The following is a 17008-nucleotide window of genomic DNA, read 5'->3' as shown; positions in this document are numbered from 1 at the left end:
CTGCAGTAAAGGCATGCAGCCCTGAGTGAGCAAAGCGTTTATTGCAACGGCTCTGCCAGCGTAATAATCCACAACTCGCTGTCCGATTCAGGTTTCTCTAAGGGTTTCAGGCCAATGGTCGTTGCCACGGGCTTATCATCAATCGTGAGCGTCCCCTGCCCGGTCACCTGATAATCTTTACGCTTCTTACCTTTAACCGGATTTTGCATGACCGCTTTCACGCCGAAGTCATTGTCATTGGCGATCGCGAGCGTTTTCCTGTCGATAAGCGCCAGTCCTTCAGCCTTCTCCTGCTGCCAGCCGAGTTGACGTAAATCGGCCACCAGGGTTTTATCGGCCAGCTTAATACCGCGCTGCGCCAGCGCTTTCTCGTCATTAAATTCCGGATAGTCGCCCGGCTTATCAAAGGCTGTAAGATCGGTAGCCGGGCTGAGATCGACCTTGTAGATAAGGTTGCGCATTGTGTCGTTTTTGTCGCTGCCTTGCTCAATCAACAGGATATGCTGATTGTCTATCGCCACAATATCGCCAATTTTTGCGTCACTGTTTTTACTGTAAACCCCCCTGTCGATGGGGTAGCCATACATCGCGGTTTTCCCGGTCGCCGGATCAAAGCTCACCAGACGCGTAAATCGCGCCTGCTTTTTACTTTTACCGTCAATATCCAGCGTGCTTTGTACTGCGGCGATGAGGCGCCCATCCGGCATGCGGGTGATCCCTTCAAAGCCGCGATTTGGCTGACGCCATTTGAGAATATTCGGCAGACCGCCCGCCAGAGCTTTCTCTCCCTCTGCGGCCTGCGGTCCGTGAATGGCCAGAATTGTGCCACGCTCATCAACGTTAATCAGGAACGGGCCATATTCATCACAGAGCCAATACCCGCCCTTTCCATCGGGCGTAATGCCTTCTGTATCCAGACCGCGATTATCGCCATGCAGCACTTTCAACATATCGCTTAGCGCGATTTCATTAGTTGACCCGATGACGTCATTCTGTAAAGGCAATCCATTAATACTGCCTTTATTGTCATGCAACGGTCGGGCATCCGTGGCCTGAGCTTTGCCGTTCTGAACCCGAACTCTCATCAGCAGTGGCGCGAAGTCTGGCGTGACAAAGATTTTTGACTCTTTCTTACCCACATCAGGCGAATCAGCATTCGGCCCGCGATCGGTGACCGTTTCAAATGTCAGCACATCCCCTTCCTTGCCTGTAAATAACAAACCGGAGCCAATGCCCACTGGCAACCCCTGAGGAAATGCACTGGCGAACGTGCCGTTGTAACTGACACGCGTTCCTTCCGGAAAACTGACGATGTAGCGTTCCACCTGCGGCTGCGCCGCGAATGTGGATAAAGAGAGCACACAACTGGTAACCAGAGATATCGCTTTTATTTTCATATTTCTAAAATCCATGAAGGGAAACGCACAGCGTGAAGAATGAAAATGACAGGAAAATGAAATAACCTGGAAACATTCACGGCTAAAAGCTTGATTATTACACCGTTGAGAAGAGTGGCTGGAAAAGGAGGGGTGTATAGCTTCAATGAAAGCCGTTCACGGCAGCATACCCGTAACGCGAATCCGGCAGGCAGATTCGATGGCACACGACGGGCATGATATCGATCTGGCCTTCTCCCGGATAACAGGAGAGGACGGGCATAGTGTCTGACAGGAATGGGGTTAATCAGCCAGGCTTGACGGCGTTATGGCTACTGTGATGACACCGTATGATGATTGTTCGCCGGAGCAAGAGAAATGGAGAATTCAGAGAGCGTTCCTCGCCAGCTTACTGATTGGCTAAGGCGCTGCTGACTCAAAAAACTGGTAAGAACCATCACGCCGTGCTTTGGCCTGATACATCGCCTTATCCGCATTTTCGAATAACATTTTGGCCGATACCGTACCGAAGCGGGCAAGACTGATACCGATCGCTGCGCCGATGCGCACATCCATATTATTGATAGCAAATGGCGCCTGCAGACTGTCAATAATACGCTGAGCAATAGCAGATGCGGTTTCGCGATTATGACACTTCGCTGCCACGACAAACTCATCGCCGCCCAGTCGCGCTACGGAATCTCCGGGACGCATGCAGCGTTGCAGCCGTTGACTCACCTGTTGCAATAGCGCATCGCCCGTCGCGTGCCCCATCAGATCATTTACCGCCTTAAAGCCGTTAAGATCAATAAACATCACTGTGGTGTAGGCCTGATCCTCCACCTGAGACAGCATGCCGCCCACTTTCTCAATGATCCAGGCGCGGTTATGCAGGCCAGTCAGCGTGTCCAGGGTCGCCAGCTTCTCAAGATCACGCATCCGCTCTTTGTCTCGCGTGATGTCGCGCGACACCAGTACGGCACCAATGTTTTTTCCCGTATTAGGATTGGTGACGCCACAGGCTTTGGTGCCCAGATTGATGTAGTGACCGTCACGATGCAGTTTGCGCACTTCCACCACATCCGGCCATACTCCCCCGCTAAAGATGCATGAGAGTGTTTCAGTGGCAGCGTCATGATCGTCGGGATGCAGAAAATCCAGTACTAACCTGCCCACCACCTCTTCGGCGGTCCAGCCAATCATTTCGCTATAAGAAGGTGAGATCGACACGTAGCGGCCTTCCGCATCGCAATGGGCAATAAGATCGGTGCTGTTTTCAATTAACAGACGATATTCTGCCGCCGTGCGCAGCGCATCCTCCAGCGCTTTACGCTGTCCGGTGACATCAAGAATGAAGCCGTTATATTGCAGATGAGATCGCCCTGGCAGGGAATCCGGCAGACCAGACAAGAGGACACGGCGCGTCTTACCGTCCAGACAGTGAATAGGCACTTCGATATGAAAAGGCGTGAGTTCTTCCAGCGCTGCAGTCAGTTTCTGCGCAACTTTCGCATCGTCGTCAGCCTGCGCCAGCCTCAGCCATGAACTCAGCGTCACGCCTTTCAGTTCAGGCATCATACCCGCCGGGCTTGCCTGACTGGTGATGCAGATACCCTGGGCGTCAGTAGACCAAACAGCGGTAAAAGAGGGTTTGATCATTGTGTTCATGGTGGCCGACTCCGATGTTGCTGACGATATTAACTGTGCGCAATACTCGTCGCTACACACCTGATTATAACCTTAAGTCCCCGCCTGCATCTAAAACAGGCCTGGGAACAGGTTTATCATTGCAAAAATACCCGCCATAAACACTGGCTTAAACCGGCGCCACTGCGGCTACCGTTTTTGAGTCACCCTTTCCCTATGAGTCTGCGCAAAACGTCCATGACAGTATGCAGTGTCAGAAGTATCAGCCTGAGTATATCGGCGCATCGGGACAGAATCTTTAGTCACATCCCTGATATATCAGGGACTGAAACGCTGGAGGGACAGCTTAGCTGAAAACCTTTACGCCGCCGGCACCGTCCCTTTCTTCCTGTAACAGGGATTAGTCACTCTGGCTGGCCCTTACGGCATTCACAACAGGAGATTGACGGTAATCTGAGACACTGTGCTGGCGTGCTGTGATTCTTTAATTTTATTGCTTATAGATGGATGTTTGTCAGAGAGTTTTATTTGCGCATGTCTGACTACCCGCATCCAGTCACGAAAACCAGCTTTCCGTCCGGATAAAAAATAACATGTGATTACATCGTGATGTGGGCACTTCATCTGAAATTCAGGTCTCATTTCAAAACGCCCTTCCCGATTCACGCCACGTTAAAAATCCTGTTAGGGAAAATCTTTTTCATTCCTTCAGCTTAACATTTTCTTAAGATTAATCTCATAGAATCGCTGCGATATTAGCCCATGTTGGGCTTTTCCGGAGCACGACCTCATGCAAAATAACAACACAGCCTCTCACTCCCTAAGCAAAGTTCCGGCCGTCACCGCGGCTTTCTGGTTAATCAAAATTGCAGCGACAACCCTGGGTGAAACCGGTGGTGATGCAGTGACCATGTCGATGAATCTGGGTTATCTGACCGGGACACTGATATTTGCCATCATCTTCCTGGTCGCGGTGGTGGTGCAGATTAACCGTCAAAACTTCAATAAATGGATTTACTGGTTCACCGTGGTCGCCACAACCACAGTTGGCACGACGATGGCAGACTTTGCCGATCGCTCGCTGAACATTGGCTATACAGGGGGCACGCTGCTACTGAGCACACTACTGGTTCTCTCTCTGTTCCTGTGGAAAATTACCTGCGGCACAGTCGCAGTAAGCTCAGTCAACAATGGGGTCACGGAGTGTTTTTACTGGGTCACCATTATGTTCTCACAAACACTGGGCACAGCATTGGGTGACTGGACGGCAGACACCGAAGGGTTGGGTTACGATGGCGGGATCCTGCTGTTTGTTGGGGCACTTGCTATTATCTGGGCTGCCAGTCGCTTTACGTCACTTTCCCGCACAGCGCTTTTCTGGGCAGCCTTTATTCTGACCCGACCTTTAGGTGCCGTTGTTGGCGACTTTCTGGATAAACCCCTTGCCGCAGGTGGACTGGCGCTGAGTCGATACGGTGCCTCGCTGACACTGGCACTGATCATTATCACCTGTATGGTCGTACTGCCACAGCGACCGGCGATAAAGACGGCAACCGAAAATTAAAAAGCGCGACCCTTAGACTTACAGGTCACGCTTTTACAGATGTCATCAGGGCCGCCAGCAATGGCGGCTTTTATATTTCTGGTGCGTCATGGTTCGCAGACAGCGAAATCAGACTGAGCGCTCAAAAGAGATGTTATGACCCTCGGGCGCGGCGGAGAGCACCGGCAGACTCTCTGCTGGCTCCTGCATCTTTACCCGAAATGCGGTGTTACTGGCATCAAGAAAAACGGTTCTCAGATGACGATTACAGATAAACCATATTTCATCGCGGTCATTTGAAAGAATGTAGTAAGCATCTGAAGTTTCGGAGGGGTTAAAACAGCCCAGCGCCCGATAAGCCGTCTGGGGCGTAAAACCACTCGAAAGCGGCAGCGGCCTGGGGCCATGCGCTAACTCCTCAATCCGAAGGTAAAGTCCCTGTTCGAGCCACAGCATAATGTCACTCCCTGAAGCCAATGAAATCGGGCTGAATGTATCGGAGTGCCTTAGCGCGAATCAAAATGCACGTCACGACAGCATCAGATAATCGGGCAATCTGTCCGACATTCAGAATAATTATCCTGATCTGAGCATAGCAGCGGTGCGTTCTTGTGCTTTTTTATCTTCAGGAATTGTCGGGTTACTCAAGCCGGCTGGCGATCAGCCGCAACTGTTCGGCAATCTGCTTTAAATCCCGCTGCTGCTGCCCGGCGCTACCGGTTGAACTGCGCACCACCAGTTTTGCTGGCAGGATGGAAGAGGAACGCTGATCATCCTCTTCACTGGCTAACAACAGACGCGACACCGCTTCTTTACCCTGTAAATCCAGATCCAGCGATACCGTGGTTAACGCCGGATGGAAGAAGGCGCTTTCATAGGTATCGTCGTAGCCAATCACCGAAATTTGCCCTGGCACCGCCACGCCGCGCTGATGCAGTGCGCTCAGCACACCCAGCGCCATCTGGTCATTGCCCACGAGCAGCGCGCTGAATTCCGGCGCTTCCCGCAACAGTTGCAATACACCGTTATAACCACTCTGCGCATCCCAATTGCCGTGGCTGACACTGACCGGCTTCAGACGATAACTTTCCAGCGTATCCAGCCAGCTCTTCAACCGCAGATTGGCAGAGACCGACTGCTCAGGCCCGGCCAGCAGCGCGAATTCGCGATGCCCCTGCTCATACAAATATTTGACGCTGGCGCGAGTACCGTCAGCCGGGTTAAACGAAACGTTAAACACCGAACTGTAGGGATCAACATCCAGGAACAGACAGAGTATGTCCTGATTCTCCTCCACGACCTGTTCTGCGTCAGCACTCTCCAGCGGGACGTTGATAATGACTTTATCCACCCGCTGAGACTTCAGTTCATTGATACAGTCCTGCAGGCTTTGGTTGACGTTCTCATCAATCATCGCAATCAGTACCTGATAGTCCGCAGCATTGGCATAACGTTTAACGGCGGCGGCCACCTGAGAAGGCGCATGCAGGGCGAGCGATGTTGTCACCAGACCAAGCGTGGTGCTCTGCTTACCCACCAGCTGCTGCGCCAGTCTGTTAGGCACGTAACGCAGGGTCTCAATGGAGTGCTCCACCTTGCGCCGCGTTGATTCCGAGACATTTGCCGACTTATTCAAAACCCGTGAAACCGTCTGATACGACACGCCAGCATGACGGGCGACATCCTCTAAGGTGGCATTTTTTGATTTCATAATTCGCATCCCTGATGACCGAAGTCGGCATGGTATCACAGCCGCAGTGACAGCCAGGCTGCCGCAGTCACATTGCGGAAATAAAAAGTAAAAGTAATACCTTCACATAGTAAAATTTGGTGATCCAATTCACTAATCGTTACAAATAGCGCCGCTTTATTTGCAGTGCGTCACACATTATCGCGATTTTATTTGTCACTCATCTGACAAAAGACGTTTACTGCCGCTGTCATGTGAACGTATTACAAATAAAAATTGAGGATAACATGGAAACAAGGTTACGTACTGCTGCTGTGGCGCTTGCTGCGGCCCTGACCTCCCCGACACTCTATGCCGCTATCGACAACATTGATTTCCATGGCTATCTGCGTGGTGGCGTGGGCGTATCGCAGGATGGCGGTATTGAAGAGTATCAAAAAAACAAGGTTGGCCGTCTTGGCAACGAAGCCGACACCTATGGCGAGGTTGAGCTGGGCAGCGAGGTCTACAAAAAGGACGACGTGAGTTTCTATGTCGACACCATGGTCAGCATGTTCTCCGACGGCTCAAACGATAACGAAACCACCTTCGGCGATGATGCGCAGTTTGGTTTACGTCAGCTGAACCTGCAGATAAAAGGACTGGTGCCGGGTGACAAAGATGCCGTGATCTGGGGCGGCAAACGCTACTACCAGCGTCACGATCTGCATATCATTGATACCAAATACTGGAATATTTCCGGTTCAGGTGCCGGTATCGAAAACTACACCCTGGGTCCGGGCGCTATCTCGTTTGCGTGGATTCGTGGCGACGCCAATGATGTGGATTACCGCGTGGATGGCGATAACGACGTCAACATTAACTACCTCGACCTTCGCTATGCCGGCTGGAAACCCTGGAGCGGTGCCTGGACCGAGTTTGGTGTTGACTACGCCATGCCGAACACCACGAACAAACAGAAAGAATATGGTGGCCTGTATGACGCGGATAACGGCGTTATGCTCACCAGTGAGATCAGTCAGGATATGTGGGGTGGCTATCAGAAACTGGTGTTCCAGTATGCCAACAAAGGCCTGGCACAAAACATGATCTCGCAGGGCGGCGGCTGGTATGACATGTGGAACGATACCAGCAATGCCACCGGCTATCGCGTGATCAATACCGGCCTGCTGCCGATAACCGATAAATTCTCCCTGAATCAGGTCTTCACCTGGGGCTCAGCCGATGATATCACCGCGCAGACCAGCAAAAGTACGCTGCTGTCGCTGGTGGGCCGTGGACAGTATCAGTTTACACAGTATGTCCGTGGTATCGGCGAAGTCGGCAGTTTCTGGCAGAAAGATGAGAATAAAGTGGGCAGCGACTATAAAGCGGCGGGACAGAAATATACGCTGGCGCTGGGCCTGGCAGCCGGTCCCGAATTTATGTCTCGTCCGGAACTGCGTCTGTTTGCTTCTTACCTGAATGATTCAGAAGACGGACACAGCTTCAAAGACAACACCAGTAACAACACCTGGAACTTCGGCGTACAGGTCGAAGCCTGGTGGTAACAGAGCAGTCTCCTCATTGTGATCATTGTTAAGCTCTTATGCAGGGGCTTATTTGGATAACCGGCGACGGTTATCCATTTTTTTGCATCATATTTTTACAGCGGTTTATTGCTCTGGCTTAAAGAAACGTTCTTCCAGCAACTGACGCAACTGGTCAGACTGCTTACCAAAGATTGCATGTACCTCATGCCCCAGGATCACCACGCCAATCGCCCCCGCTTTCTGTAATCCCGCCGTATCAACTGCCTTCAGCGACGTTACTTTTACCCGTAGCCGGGTTAAACAGGCGTCAACCTGCTGAATATTCTCACGCCCGCCAAAACAGTTCACCAGACGCTCCAGTAGTGCGCTGTCTACCTCAAGCTCTTCCACCGTCAGCGGCTGCCGACTGAAATATTGCTTAAACGATTTCAGACTCAACATGTTGTTCTCCTTCAGATAATAAAAAAGGCGGGCAATGGCCCGCCACTCACGACTGATTAATGAAAACGCGGGGGACATGCCTGGGAACGCTCACTGAATATACACGCTTCCTGCATCTATCCTGTTAGCAGCCTCTAAAAAACCGGCTCCCTATCAACAGTTAAATTCAGACCTTAGAACAGGCAACGCCAAAACCATAAGCGATGGGGGCCAGTGCCTGTAGCAAAGCATTACGGGCCATGGACAAAAACGCCGGGAGCGTTTCTGAACAACGCAACGCGTTGGACCGGTAACGGACGCACCTCAGGGATGAGGTGCGTAATAGCCTGTGTTGAGCGGACAGGGGCGGCCTCTTTTGCGTCTTTGCCCAGGGCGCTGGTCCTCTGCGCCTGTGCTCAAACGGCCTGCCACCGCCACTAAATTTGCCCCTGACCGCTGGCTGCCTCCGGTTATACCGCTCCCTGCGCCATAGGTCCGCTCAACACTCTGCACCCCCACGCCCCCAGCGTCAGCGATTCCCCAACACTCATGCCATCCACCAAATCACTCAGCCCGGCGGGCAACGACAGCTGCTGCGTCTGAGCGGTAAAGTTCTGCACAAACAGAAACGCCTGCTCACCGTCAGTTCGGCGCTGAACCACCACGCCCGGCGGCAACTCACCCGCCAGCGCACGCGGTAATCCCAGTTGCTTAATCAACGCGCCATAAAAATCCCGATGGAATGACAGGTCGTTACGCGAGGCAATATACCAGGCTTTACCCTGACCGACCCGATTCATCGTCACCGCCGGGGTGCCGGCATAAAAATCACTCTCGTAACTGGCCAGCGCAGTCGCACCCTCCAGATGAATATGTTCACAAAGCTCTCTGGCCTGATAAGGTCCGCTCAACCCCAGCTCATTGCCGCGCACACCGCGCACGCCGTTAAACTCCTCGTCGGTCAGGCTGTCGATCTCTTCTGACCAGATACCGAGCAGCGGCCGCAATGGACCCGGGAAACCGCCTGGATAACAAAGGTCACTCTCATTGACGATGCCACTCCAGTAACTGGCCACGAAATGCCCGCCCCGTTCAACATGCTGCTCTGCACGCGCCGCGAAACCGTCGCGCACCATATAGAGCATTGGTGCAATCACCAGATCGTAACCACTGAAATCGCTGTCGCCATTAATCACATCTACCGCAACACCCTGCTCCCAGAACGCCCGATAATGCTCGTTTACCGTGCGCTCGTAATGCAGACCCAGATTGCGCGGCCCCTGAGCGTTGTCCATCGCCCAGCGACTTTCCCAGTCGAAAATAATGGCAACACGCGCCTCGACCCGGCTGCCCATTACGGGCGTCATAGCGGCCAGCATCCGGCCCAGTTCACTCACTTCACGACCGGTGCGCGTATCCAGATGACCGACATGATCGATGACTGCGCCATGAAACTTCTCGACCGAACCCCGGCTCTTGCGCCACTGGAAATATTGCACCGCGTCCGCACCGTGGGCGACCGCCTGCAGTGAAGAGAGAATATGCATACCCGGCTTCTTTAACTTGCTGGTCGGCTGCCAGTTGGTCGCACCCGGTGTCGACTCCATCAGCACAAACGGCTTGCCCTGCTTGAGGGTGCGCATCAAATCGTGATACATCGCGGTATAACAGGCGAGCGTGGTCTCATCCTTCTCGTTGTGCCACATCGGGTAGCTATCCCACGAGATAAAATCGAGCGCCGGTGCCAGCTTCCAGTAATCGTAGTCGTAGAAATATTCCATAAAATTGGTGGTAGCAGGCAGATCGGGATTGGCCTGCTTCAGCGGTTTAATCTCCTCACGACAGAAGTCAGTCACCTGATCGGTCATAAACCGCCGCCAGTCCAGATTCAGGCCATGAATCGACATCTCACCCTGTGGCGCAGGCGACACAATCTGTGACCAGTCGCTGTACGTGTGACTCCAGAAGTCGCTCCACCAGGCAAGATTCAGCGCCTCCAGCGTCTCATAACGGCGCTGCAGCCAGCCGCGAAAGGCCTCCTGACAACGATCGCAGTGACATTCACCACCATATTCATTGGAAATGTGCCAGCCGATCACCGCCGGATGGTGCGCATAACGCGCCGCCAGCCTGCTGTTCATCGCCTGCACTTTCTGACGATAAACCGGCGAGGTCATGCAATGGTTATGGCGGCCGCCATGCAACGCCGGAACGCGATCGCGCCCTGTGCGCAGCACCTCAGGATAGGCCTGCGACATCCAGGCCGGACGTGCCCCGCTGGGTGTTGCAAGAAATACCGAAATGCCTTGCAGCCACAGCGTGTCGATGACCTCATCCAGCCAGCCAAATTCATAGCGGCCTTCTTCCGGCTCCAGCTTCGCCCAACTGAAAATACCCACCGACATGACGTTACAGTTCGCCTGCTTCATCATTTCAACGTCGTCATTAATGATACCCGGCTGATGCGCCCACTGTTCCGGATTGTAGTCAGCACCATGCAGCAGCCGGTTAACCCGGGCGCTGAGCGGGGGAAATTTATTCATACCTGTTCCTCAGAGGAAGACATTAGCGTTAGCGCTAAGCGTTAATGAAAAACCTGCAGCGAAGGCAGCGCCTTGCCGTGACAGTCAAACAGCGCCTGGTTTTCGCGGGCGTTTCCCAGTTTCCATTCGTCGTGGATATATTTCATGCCAGCAGGTGTAGCCCAGGTATTGCCTGGTGCGGGGATCCACGCGGGCTCCCAATAGACCACGCCCTTGCCGCGATGGTCCGGCACCGCCAGCACCGCCTTAATCAGGTCATGCAGGTATGCCGCCTGACCCGCGACGCTGCCGGGGTAGCCACCTGCTTTCTCCTCTTTGGCCTGGAAGCTGTTTTCAGCATTGTCACAGTTTTCCAGCGTGTAGCCGTAGGCGGCCTCCACCACCATGACATCCTTGTTGTAGCGCCGGGAGATATCATCCATGTTGGCTTTCAGAGCGCTGACAGGACCGTTCCAGTAGGTGTAAATCGACAGACCAATCACATCGAACGGGACATCACGCTTAACGATTTCATCGAACCACCAGCGGAAAGTGTCATTTTTCGTGCCCTCGGCCAGATGCAGCATGATCTTCACCTGATGCGGATCGCTGAGGTTCTCGCGCAAACCGCTGATACCGGCCTTCAGCAAACCCGCCAGCCGATCAAACTCGCCGCCGTTCTGGCCCCAGCTCTTACCTTCTGGCCAGAGCATGCCGCCGTTAAGTTCGTTACCAATCTGCACGATATCCGGCATTACACCTTCCGCTTTAAAGCGGGCGATGGTGTCGCGCGTGTAGTCATGCACCTGGGTTTCCAGCTGCGGAAAGGTCAGCGATTGCCAGGCTTTGGGCTTGAACTGCTTGCCGGGATCGGTCCAGAAATCACTGTAGTGAATATCGAGCAGTAGCTTCATTCCCGCCGCTTTGACCCGCTTCGCCAGCGCCAGCGTGGTCGCCAGATCGTTGCCGCCACCGCCGTAGGTGTGACCGCTGCCGTCGGTGGGATCGACCCACAGTCGCAACCGGATGGTGTTGATACCACTGGCTTTCAGAATGGCGATGGCGTCCTGCTGCTGATTGTTCGCGTTGTAAAATTTTGCGCCCTGTTTCTCCAGCTCAGCCAGCGATGAGATATCTGCTCCCTTGATAAAATCGGCTGGCCACGGCCCGGCAGAGGCGATGACCGGCTGATCGGCGGCGAGCAGCGGTGTCGCCCAGGCCAGTGCCAGGGCGAGAATCAATGTTTTTGGCGTCATGATTTATCCTTTAGTACTGCCTGAGGCGAGGCCGGAAACGAAGTATTTCTGCAGGGCCAGATAGAACACCGCGACCGGCACGGCGATCAGCACCGCGCCCGCTGCATAAGTGGTGTAACTGGCACCCATTTTTTGTGACACCAGGTTATAGAGGCCAATGGGCAGCGTGAACTGCTCCGGCGTTCGCAGAATGGTGCTGGAGAGAATAAAATCACCCAGCGGCCCGGTGAAAGAGAACAGTGCCACCACCGCCAGAATCGGCTTCGACAGTGGCATGATGATCTCCACGAAGATGCGGAAATTACCTGCCCCGTCCATGCGCGCCGACTCATCCAGATCTTTGGGAATCGAGTCGAGATAGCCCTTCATCAGATAGGTGTTCATCGGGATCATCCCGCCGACATAGATCAACACCAGCGCCAGATGGCTGTTGATTAATCCCAGCAGCTGCGACAAGACGAAAATGGCGATGAGCGCCGAAAACTGCGGGATCATCTGCAGCAGCAGAAACAGCATCAGGCCGTTCTGCCGCCCCTTAAACCGAAAACGGGAAAAGGCGTAGGCGGTACAGCTGACGCTGATCAACGTCAGCACCATGGTCAGAAAACTGATTTTCATCGAGTTCCAGTACCACGTCATATACGGCACCGTGCCATTGAACAGGTCGCGGTAGTGCTGCAGCGACGCATTCTCCGGAATGATTGAACTGCTGAGCAGGCTGTTACCTGCATTCAGTGATGCGCCTACCGTCCAGACCAGCGGATAAATAATGATGGTCGAGACGGCCAGCACCACCAGCCAGGTCAGCGACAGGCGTATCCACCTTTCGCGTTTAATACTGCCGGACTTCGCCATACTTGCTTCCTTACGCCATCTCATCTTGTTTGAATGACCGGGTCGCGCGGAACTGCCACAGCGCCAGACCTACCACGAAAATCGACAGCAAAATGGTGATAGTGGCGGCAATCGCATATTGCGACGACGACATGGTGAGCTTGTAAATCCATGACACCAGGATATCGGTTCCGCCGGCATTCGACCCCGCCACGGCCGGACCGCCGTTGTTAAACAGATAGATGATGTTGAAATTATTAAAGTTGAAGGTGTATTGCGTGATGATGATCGGCGCAATGGCGTAGAGCACCAGCGGCAGCGTGATAGTTTTCAGCCGCGTCCAGGCACTGGCTCCGTCCATGATGGCGGCCTCATAAAGGTCATCCGGGATCGCCTGCAGGACGCCGGTTGTCATCGCAAACACAAACGGGAAGCCCAGCCAGGTCTGCATCATGATCAGCGCCGTTTTGGTCCAGAACGGATCGGTCATCCAGGCTTTAGGCGCGATACCAAAGAAGTCGAGAATCGCGTTGTTGATCACCCCAAAGCTGTCGTTGAACATCCCGGCAAACACCAGAATGGTGACAAAGCCCGGCACCGCCCACGGCAGGATAAAGATGGTGCGGATCAGCGGCTTAAAGCGCAGGTCTTTCTGATTCACCAGAATCGCCAGCATCACGCCCACGGTGCACTGCAGCGTCGTCGCCAGCAACGTCCAGACCACCGTCCATTGCAGCACGTCAAAGAACGTGGAGCGCCAGATCGACAGCGTGAAAATGTTGATGAAGTTTTTGAACCCCACCCAGTCCACCAGCTTCGCCGGGGGCGTGTGATAGAGGTTGTAGTTGGTGAAGGCGATGGCGAAACCAAACAGAATCGGAAACACCACCACGAATACCAGCAGAATAAAGCCCGGCGAAATCATCAGATACGGGAAGCCGTCGCGCAGCAGTAACTGGTACTGCTGTCGCACGCTGTTAAGCTGCTGGCCCCTGTCGCGCCTGGCGCCATTGACCCACGCATCGCGCACAGACACGCTCCATACCGCGACGCCGAAAGCGGCAATCAGCACGCTGATAATCCCCTCAGCCAGCAGGAAAATGGAGTTATCGCGCGGAACTGATTCACCCAGCGTATACAGCCCCCAGAATCCTTCACGCAGAAAATCGTGGAAGACGCCGGTAAAGCTGCTGAGCAGAATCAGAAAGCACAACCCTTTCGCCCACTGGCGGTGGTAAAACTGGCCAAAGCCAGGCAGCAGTGCCAGCAGCGCACCGGTGGTCGCATGACGACGCGGCGGCTTAGCCGTCACCAGATGTTCATCGGAAGATATAGCCACACTCTGATCCTTATCCTGTACGGTTATCCCGCGAACCCGCATTACTGGTTGCTGGCCTGCATCGCTTCAATCTGCATGGTGATCTGCTTCACCGCGTTATCCAGCGCCGCTTTTGGCTCCTGCTTGCCTGAAACGCTCAGCTCCAGCGCCGCATTGGCCGGCCCCCACACTTCCTGCATCTCTGGTACGCCTGGCATGGCTGACGCACGTGCCGCCTGCACTGCGACCGCATTGGCCTTCTCATCATTTTTAATAATCGGATCGTTCATCAATGCTGTAACGGGCGGGATCTCCTGCGTTTTCTGATAGCGCTCTTTCACATACTGCGGCTGGTTAATAAAGGTGAGGAATTTCTGCGCCAGCGCCTGATCTTTACTCCAGGTGGACACCACATAGCCTTTTACACCCAGGAAGGAGCTCATTGGCTTGCCGTTGGGCAGTAGTGGCAGCGGTGCCACGCCATAGTTGATACCGGCAGCCTGATAGGGCTGGAACGCCCATGGCCCGTTAATCACCGCCGCCGCTTTCTTCTCGGTAAACAGGGAGTCGATAGCGTTCAGGCCGTTGTCGCCCATGATGCCGCCTGGCAGCAATCCTTCGCTGAAGAAGCGCTTGAGGTAAGTCACCGCCTCCACGCTGCCTGGCGTGTTCAGCCCGATATCTTTGGTGTTAACCGCGCCTTTAGCGTCTTTGCCAAAGATGTAAGACCCCATTGGCGCCATCACGCCCCAGCTGTAGTAAATCTGGTCAAACTTCGCGAGCAAGCCATACTGTTTTGCCTCGCGCTGCTTCTGCGAGAACACGCGATACTCATCCAGGGTTTTCAGCGGCGCAGGCAAAAGATCTTTGTTGTAGATCAGCACCAGCGTTTCAACCGCCTTGGGGACACCATAGACCACGTTGTTCTGAGTAAAAGCCGCCATCGCTGACGGGGTGTAGGCGCTCTGTTCTGCCGTGTCGATTTTCAGTGGTGCCAGCAGGCCCTGCACGACTGCGCTGCCAAGCTGGTCGTTGGGGATCACCAGCACATCGGGTCCGATGCCTGCCGGACCATCCAGGCGCAGCTTTTCGATCTGCTGTGCAAACGGCATCTCCTGTACTTTCACTTCAACGCCAAACTGTTTCTGAAAATCGGCGATCGCCGTTTTAATGCCGTCTGACTTTTTAATGTCTTCCCAGACGGTAAGTTGCTGAGCGGCCCAGACGGATTGATTAAGCATCAATGCTGACAGGAGTAGCGTAACGTTGATTTTAATTTTCATTGCTGGCCTCGTGTGAAGGTATGACATTTTTAGCTGTCATTTGCTGTTGTTCTTTTTTCAGACACACGCTGAATAAGGATTTATCAGGCATGTGAAGAGTGAATAACGTATCGCATTTGAGCCATAAACTACGCGGAACAGGTGCTGCGCTCCAGCCCGTTTGCACCAATGTGTGATCGGTATTACAGAAATCAAAAACAGCGATAGGGTGCACTCTGGCTGAACGTTATAGTCAGCACAGGCACCATCAGGGCTGACGTGAAAAATGATCAACTGTTATACGTCATACATTTTAGCCGCCAGACATCTTGTTGTGAGGATTAGCATGTCCAGTATCAGATTGAGAAACGTCACCAAACGCTTTGGTAAAACAGAAACGCTGAAAAATATTGCGCTCGATATTGAGGCCGGTGAATTTGCCGTCTTTGTCGGTCCATCAGGCTGCGGTAAATCCACGCTGCTGAGGCTGATTGCCGGTCTGGAAGAGATCAGTGAAGGCGAGATTTTGATTGGGGATGAGGTGATGAATGATGTCGCACCCTCGCACCGCGGCGTGGCGATGGTGTTTCAGAGTTACGCGCTCTATCCCCATATGACGGTGGCGGAGAATATCGGCTACGGTCTGAAAGTAAACGGTCTGCCAAAAGCGCAGATTCAGCATCAGGTCGAGATGGTGGCGAAGACGCTGCAGCTGGCGCATCTGCTGGATCGTAAACCTAAACAACTTTCTGGCGGGCAGCGTCAGCGTGTTGCGATTGGCCGCGCTATTGTCCGTAATCCTCGGGTGTTTATGTTTGATGAGCCCTTGTCGAACCTGGATGCGGAACTGCGTGTCGATATGCGGCTGCACATTGCTAAGCTGCATCAGGAGCTGAAAACCACCATGGTCTATGTGACACATGATCAGACGGAGGCGATGACGCTGGCCGATAAGATTGTGGTGATGAATTACGGCAAGGTGGAACAGGTCGGTTCGCCCATGGAACTCTACTACAACCCGATTAACCGCTTTGTCGCGGGCTTTATCGGATCACCTAAGATGAATTTCCTGCCCGCGCGCGTGGAGCAGTGTGGCCCCTCCGGGCTGGTCGCCCTGATAAATGACGGCGAAAACCGGCTGCAACTCCCCTCACCAATCCGTCAGCTGCAGCCCGGTGATGAGATCACGCTGGGTATCCGGCCGGAACAGTTACAGATCAACGGCGATGCGCCACTGAACATCGACTTCCACTGTGAGGTGGTTGAGCGACTCGGCAACAACACCTATCTGTTTGGTCAGAGCCATGGCCACGACGGCTTCAAAATGCTGCTGCCGGGTGATGTGCATTTCCGCCCTTACCAGACGCTGCGTCCGTCTTTCCATCCGCATCACTGCATGGTATTTGATGCCGAGGGCGCACGCATCAGTACGGATATTGAAATGCCTCAGGTGCGTGCGGCCTGAAGTGAGTATCTGGGGGAGATAACGAGAGGCCGGAAACGGCCTTTTATGTTTTAAGACCTGGAAAAAACCGGGGACAGAGAAGGCATTACCGGCTGAGTAAACGCATGACTCACCCGTAATCCCTTCTCTTACTGACCCGCTGT

13 protein-coding genes are annotated in these 17008 nt (G+C 53.7%); 3 read left to right on the top strand and 10 right to left on the bottom strand.

Annotation, left to right across the window (positions count from 1 at the left end):
- Positions 1-38: 38 nt before the first annotated feature.
- Positions 39-1397 carry an esterase-like activity of phytase family protein gene (locus NP77_RS19460; RefSeq protein ID WP_039661356.1) on the bottom strand — a complete coding sequence of 453 codons (1359 nt, stop codon included), beginning with the start codon at positions 1395-1397 and terminating at the stop codon, positions 39-41.
- A gap of 399 nt (positions 1398-1796) precedes the next feature.
- Positions 1797-3044, bottom strand: a complete 1248-nt coding sequence (locus NP77_RS19455; protein WP_033762496.1) for a sensor domain-containing diguanylate cyclase — start codon at positions 3042-3044, stop codon at positions 1797-1799.
- Between the two features lie 769 nt (positions 3045-3813).
- Between NP77_RS19455 and NP77_RS19450 the strand changes: the two genes are divergently transcribed.
- Positions 3814-4587, top strand: coding sequence for a membrane protein (locus NP77_RS19450; RefSeq protein WP_039661355.1), 774 nt, complete (start codon positions 3814-3816; stop codon positions 4585-4587).
- A 108-nt stretch (positions 4588-4695) separates the two neighbouring features.
- Here the strand turns inward: NP77_RS19450 and NP77_RS19445 are convergent, their stop codons facing one another.
- Together NP77_RS19445 and NP77_RS19440 are read right to left on the bottom strand one after the other, a co-directional pair.
- Positions 4696-5022 (bottom strand): hypothetical protein, encoded by a 327-nt coding sequence (locus NP77_RS19445; protein WP_039661354.1) that lies wholly within the window; start codon positions 5020-5022, stop codon positions 4696-4698.
- A 184-nt stretch (positions 5023-5206) separates the two neighbouring features.
- The gene (locus NP77_RS19440) at positions 5207-6277 is read right to left on the bottom strand and encodes a LacI family DNA-binding transcriptional regulator (protein ID WP_003851659.1); all 1071 of its coding nucleotides are present in this window, start codon (positions 6275-6277) and stop codon (positions 5207-5209) included.
- 266 nt (positions 6278-6543) lie between these two features.
- Between NP77_RS19440 and NP77_RS19435 the strand changes: the two genes are divergently transcribed.
- Positions 6544-7806 carry a maltoporin gene (locus NP77_RS19435; protein WP_003851661.1) on the top strand — a complete coding sequence of 421 codons (1263 nt, stop codon included), beginning with the start codon at positions 6544-6546 and terminating at the stop codon, positions 7804-7806.
- A 105-nt stretch (positions 7807-7911) separates the two neighbouring features.
- Here NP77_RS19435 and NP77_RS19430 read toward each other — a convergent pair whose 3' ends face one another.
- The 6 genes from NP77_RS19430 to NP77_RS19405 form a co-directional block, all read right to left on the bottom strand.
- Positions 7912-8229 (bottom strand): glucose PTS transporter subunit EIIB, encoded by a 318-nt coding sequence (locus NP77_RS19430; protein ID WP_003851663.1) that lies wholly within the window; start codon positions 8227-8229, stop codon positions 7912-7914.
- 449 nt (positions 8230-8678) lie between these two features.
- The gene (locus tag NP77_RS19425; protein ID WP_033762501.1) at positions 8679-10751 is read right to left on the bottom strand and encodes a beta-galactosidase; all 2073 of its coding nucleotides are present in this window, start codon (positions 10749-10751) and stop codon (positions 8679-8681) included.
- A gap of 41 nt (positions 10752-10792) precedes the next feature.
- On the bottom strand, positions 10793-11986 hold the full coding sequence (locus tag NP77_RS19420; protein ID WP_039661353.1) for a glycosyl hydrolase 53 family protein: 1194 nt from the start codon (positions 11984-11986) through the stop codon (positions 10793-10795).
- 3 nt (positions 11987-11989) lie between these two features.
- Positions 11990-12841 (bottom strand): sugar ABC transporter permease, encoded by an 852-nt coding sequence (locus NP77_RS19415; RefSeq protein WP_003851665.1) that lies wholly within the window; start codon positions 12839-12841, stop codon positions 11990-11992.
- 10 nt (positions 12842-12851) lie between these two features.
- Complete coding sequence (locus NP77_RS19410; RefSeq protein ID WP_369700127.1) at positions 12852-14201, bottom strand: carbohydrate ABC transporter permease; 1350 nt, start codon at positions 14199-14201, stop codon at positions 12852-12854.
- A complete protein-coding gene (locus NP77_RS19405) occupies positions 14201-15421 on the bottom strand; it encodes an extracellular solute-binding protein (RefSeq protein ID WP_039661352.1) in 1221 nt (406 codons plus the stop codon). Before NP77_RS19405 ends, NP77_RS19410 begins: the two co-directional genes overlap by 1 nt.
- Positions 15422-15686: 265 nt before the next feature.
- Here NP77_RS19405 and NP77_RS19400 point away from each other — a divergent pair, with 265 nt between their 5' ends.
- A complete protein-coding gene (locus NP77_RS19400; RefSeq protein ID WP_369700126.1) occupies positions 15687-16865 on the top strand; it encodes an ABC transporter ATP-binding protein in 1179 nt (392 codons plus the stop codon).
- The last annotated feature ends 143 nt before the right edge of the window (positions 16866-17008 follow it).

This window comes from Pantoea sp. MBLJ3, assembly GCF_000816655.1.
Classification (GTDB): domain Bacteria; phylum Pseudomonadota; class Gammaproteobacteria; order Enterobacterales; family Enterobacteriaceae; genus Pantoea; species Pantoea eucalypti.
This window is presented reverse-complemented; position numbering and strand designations above follow the sequence as displayed.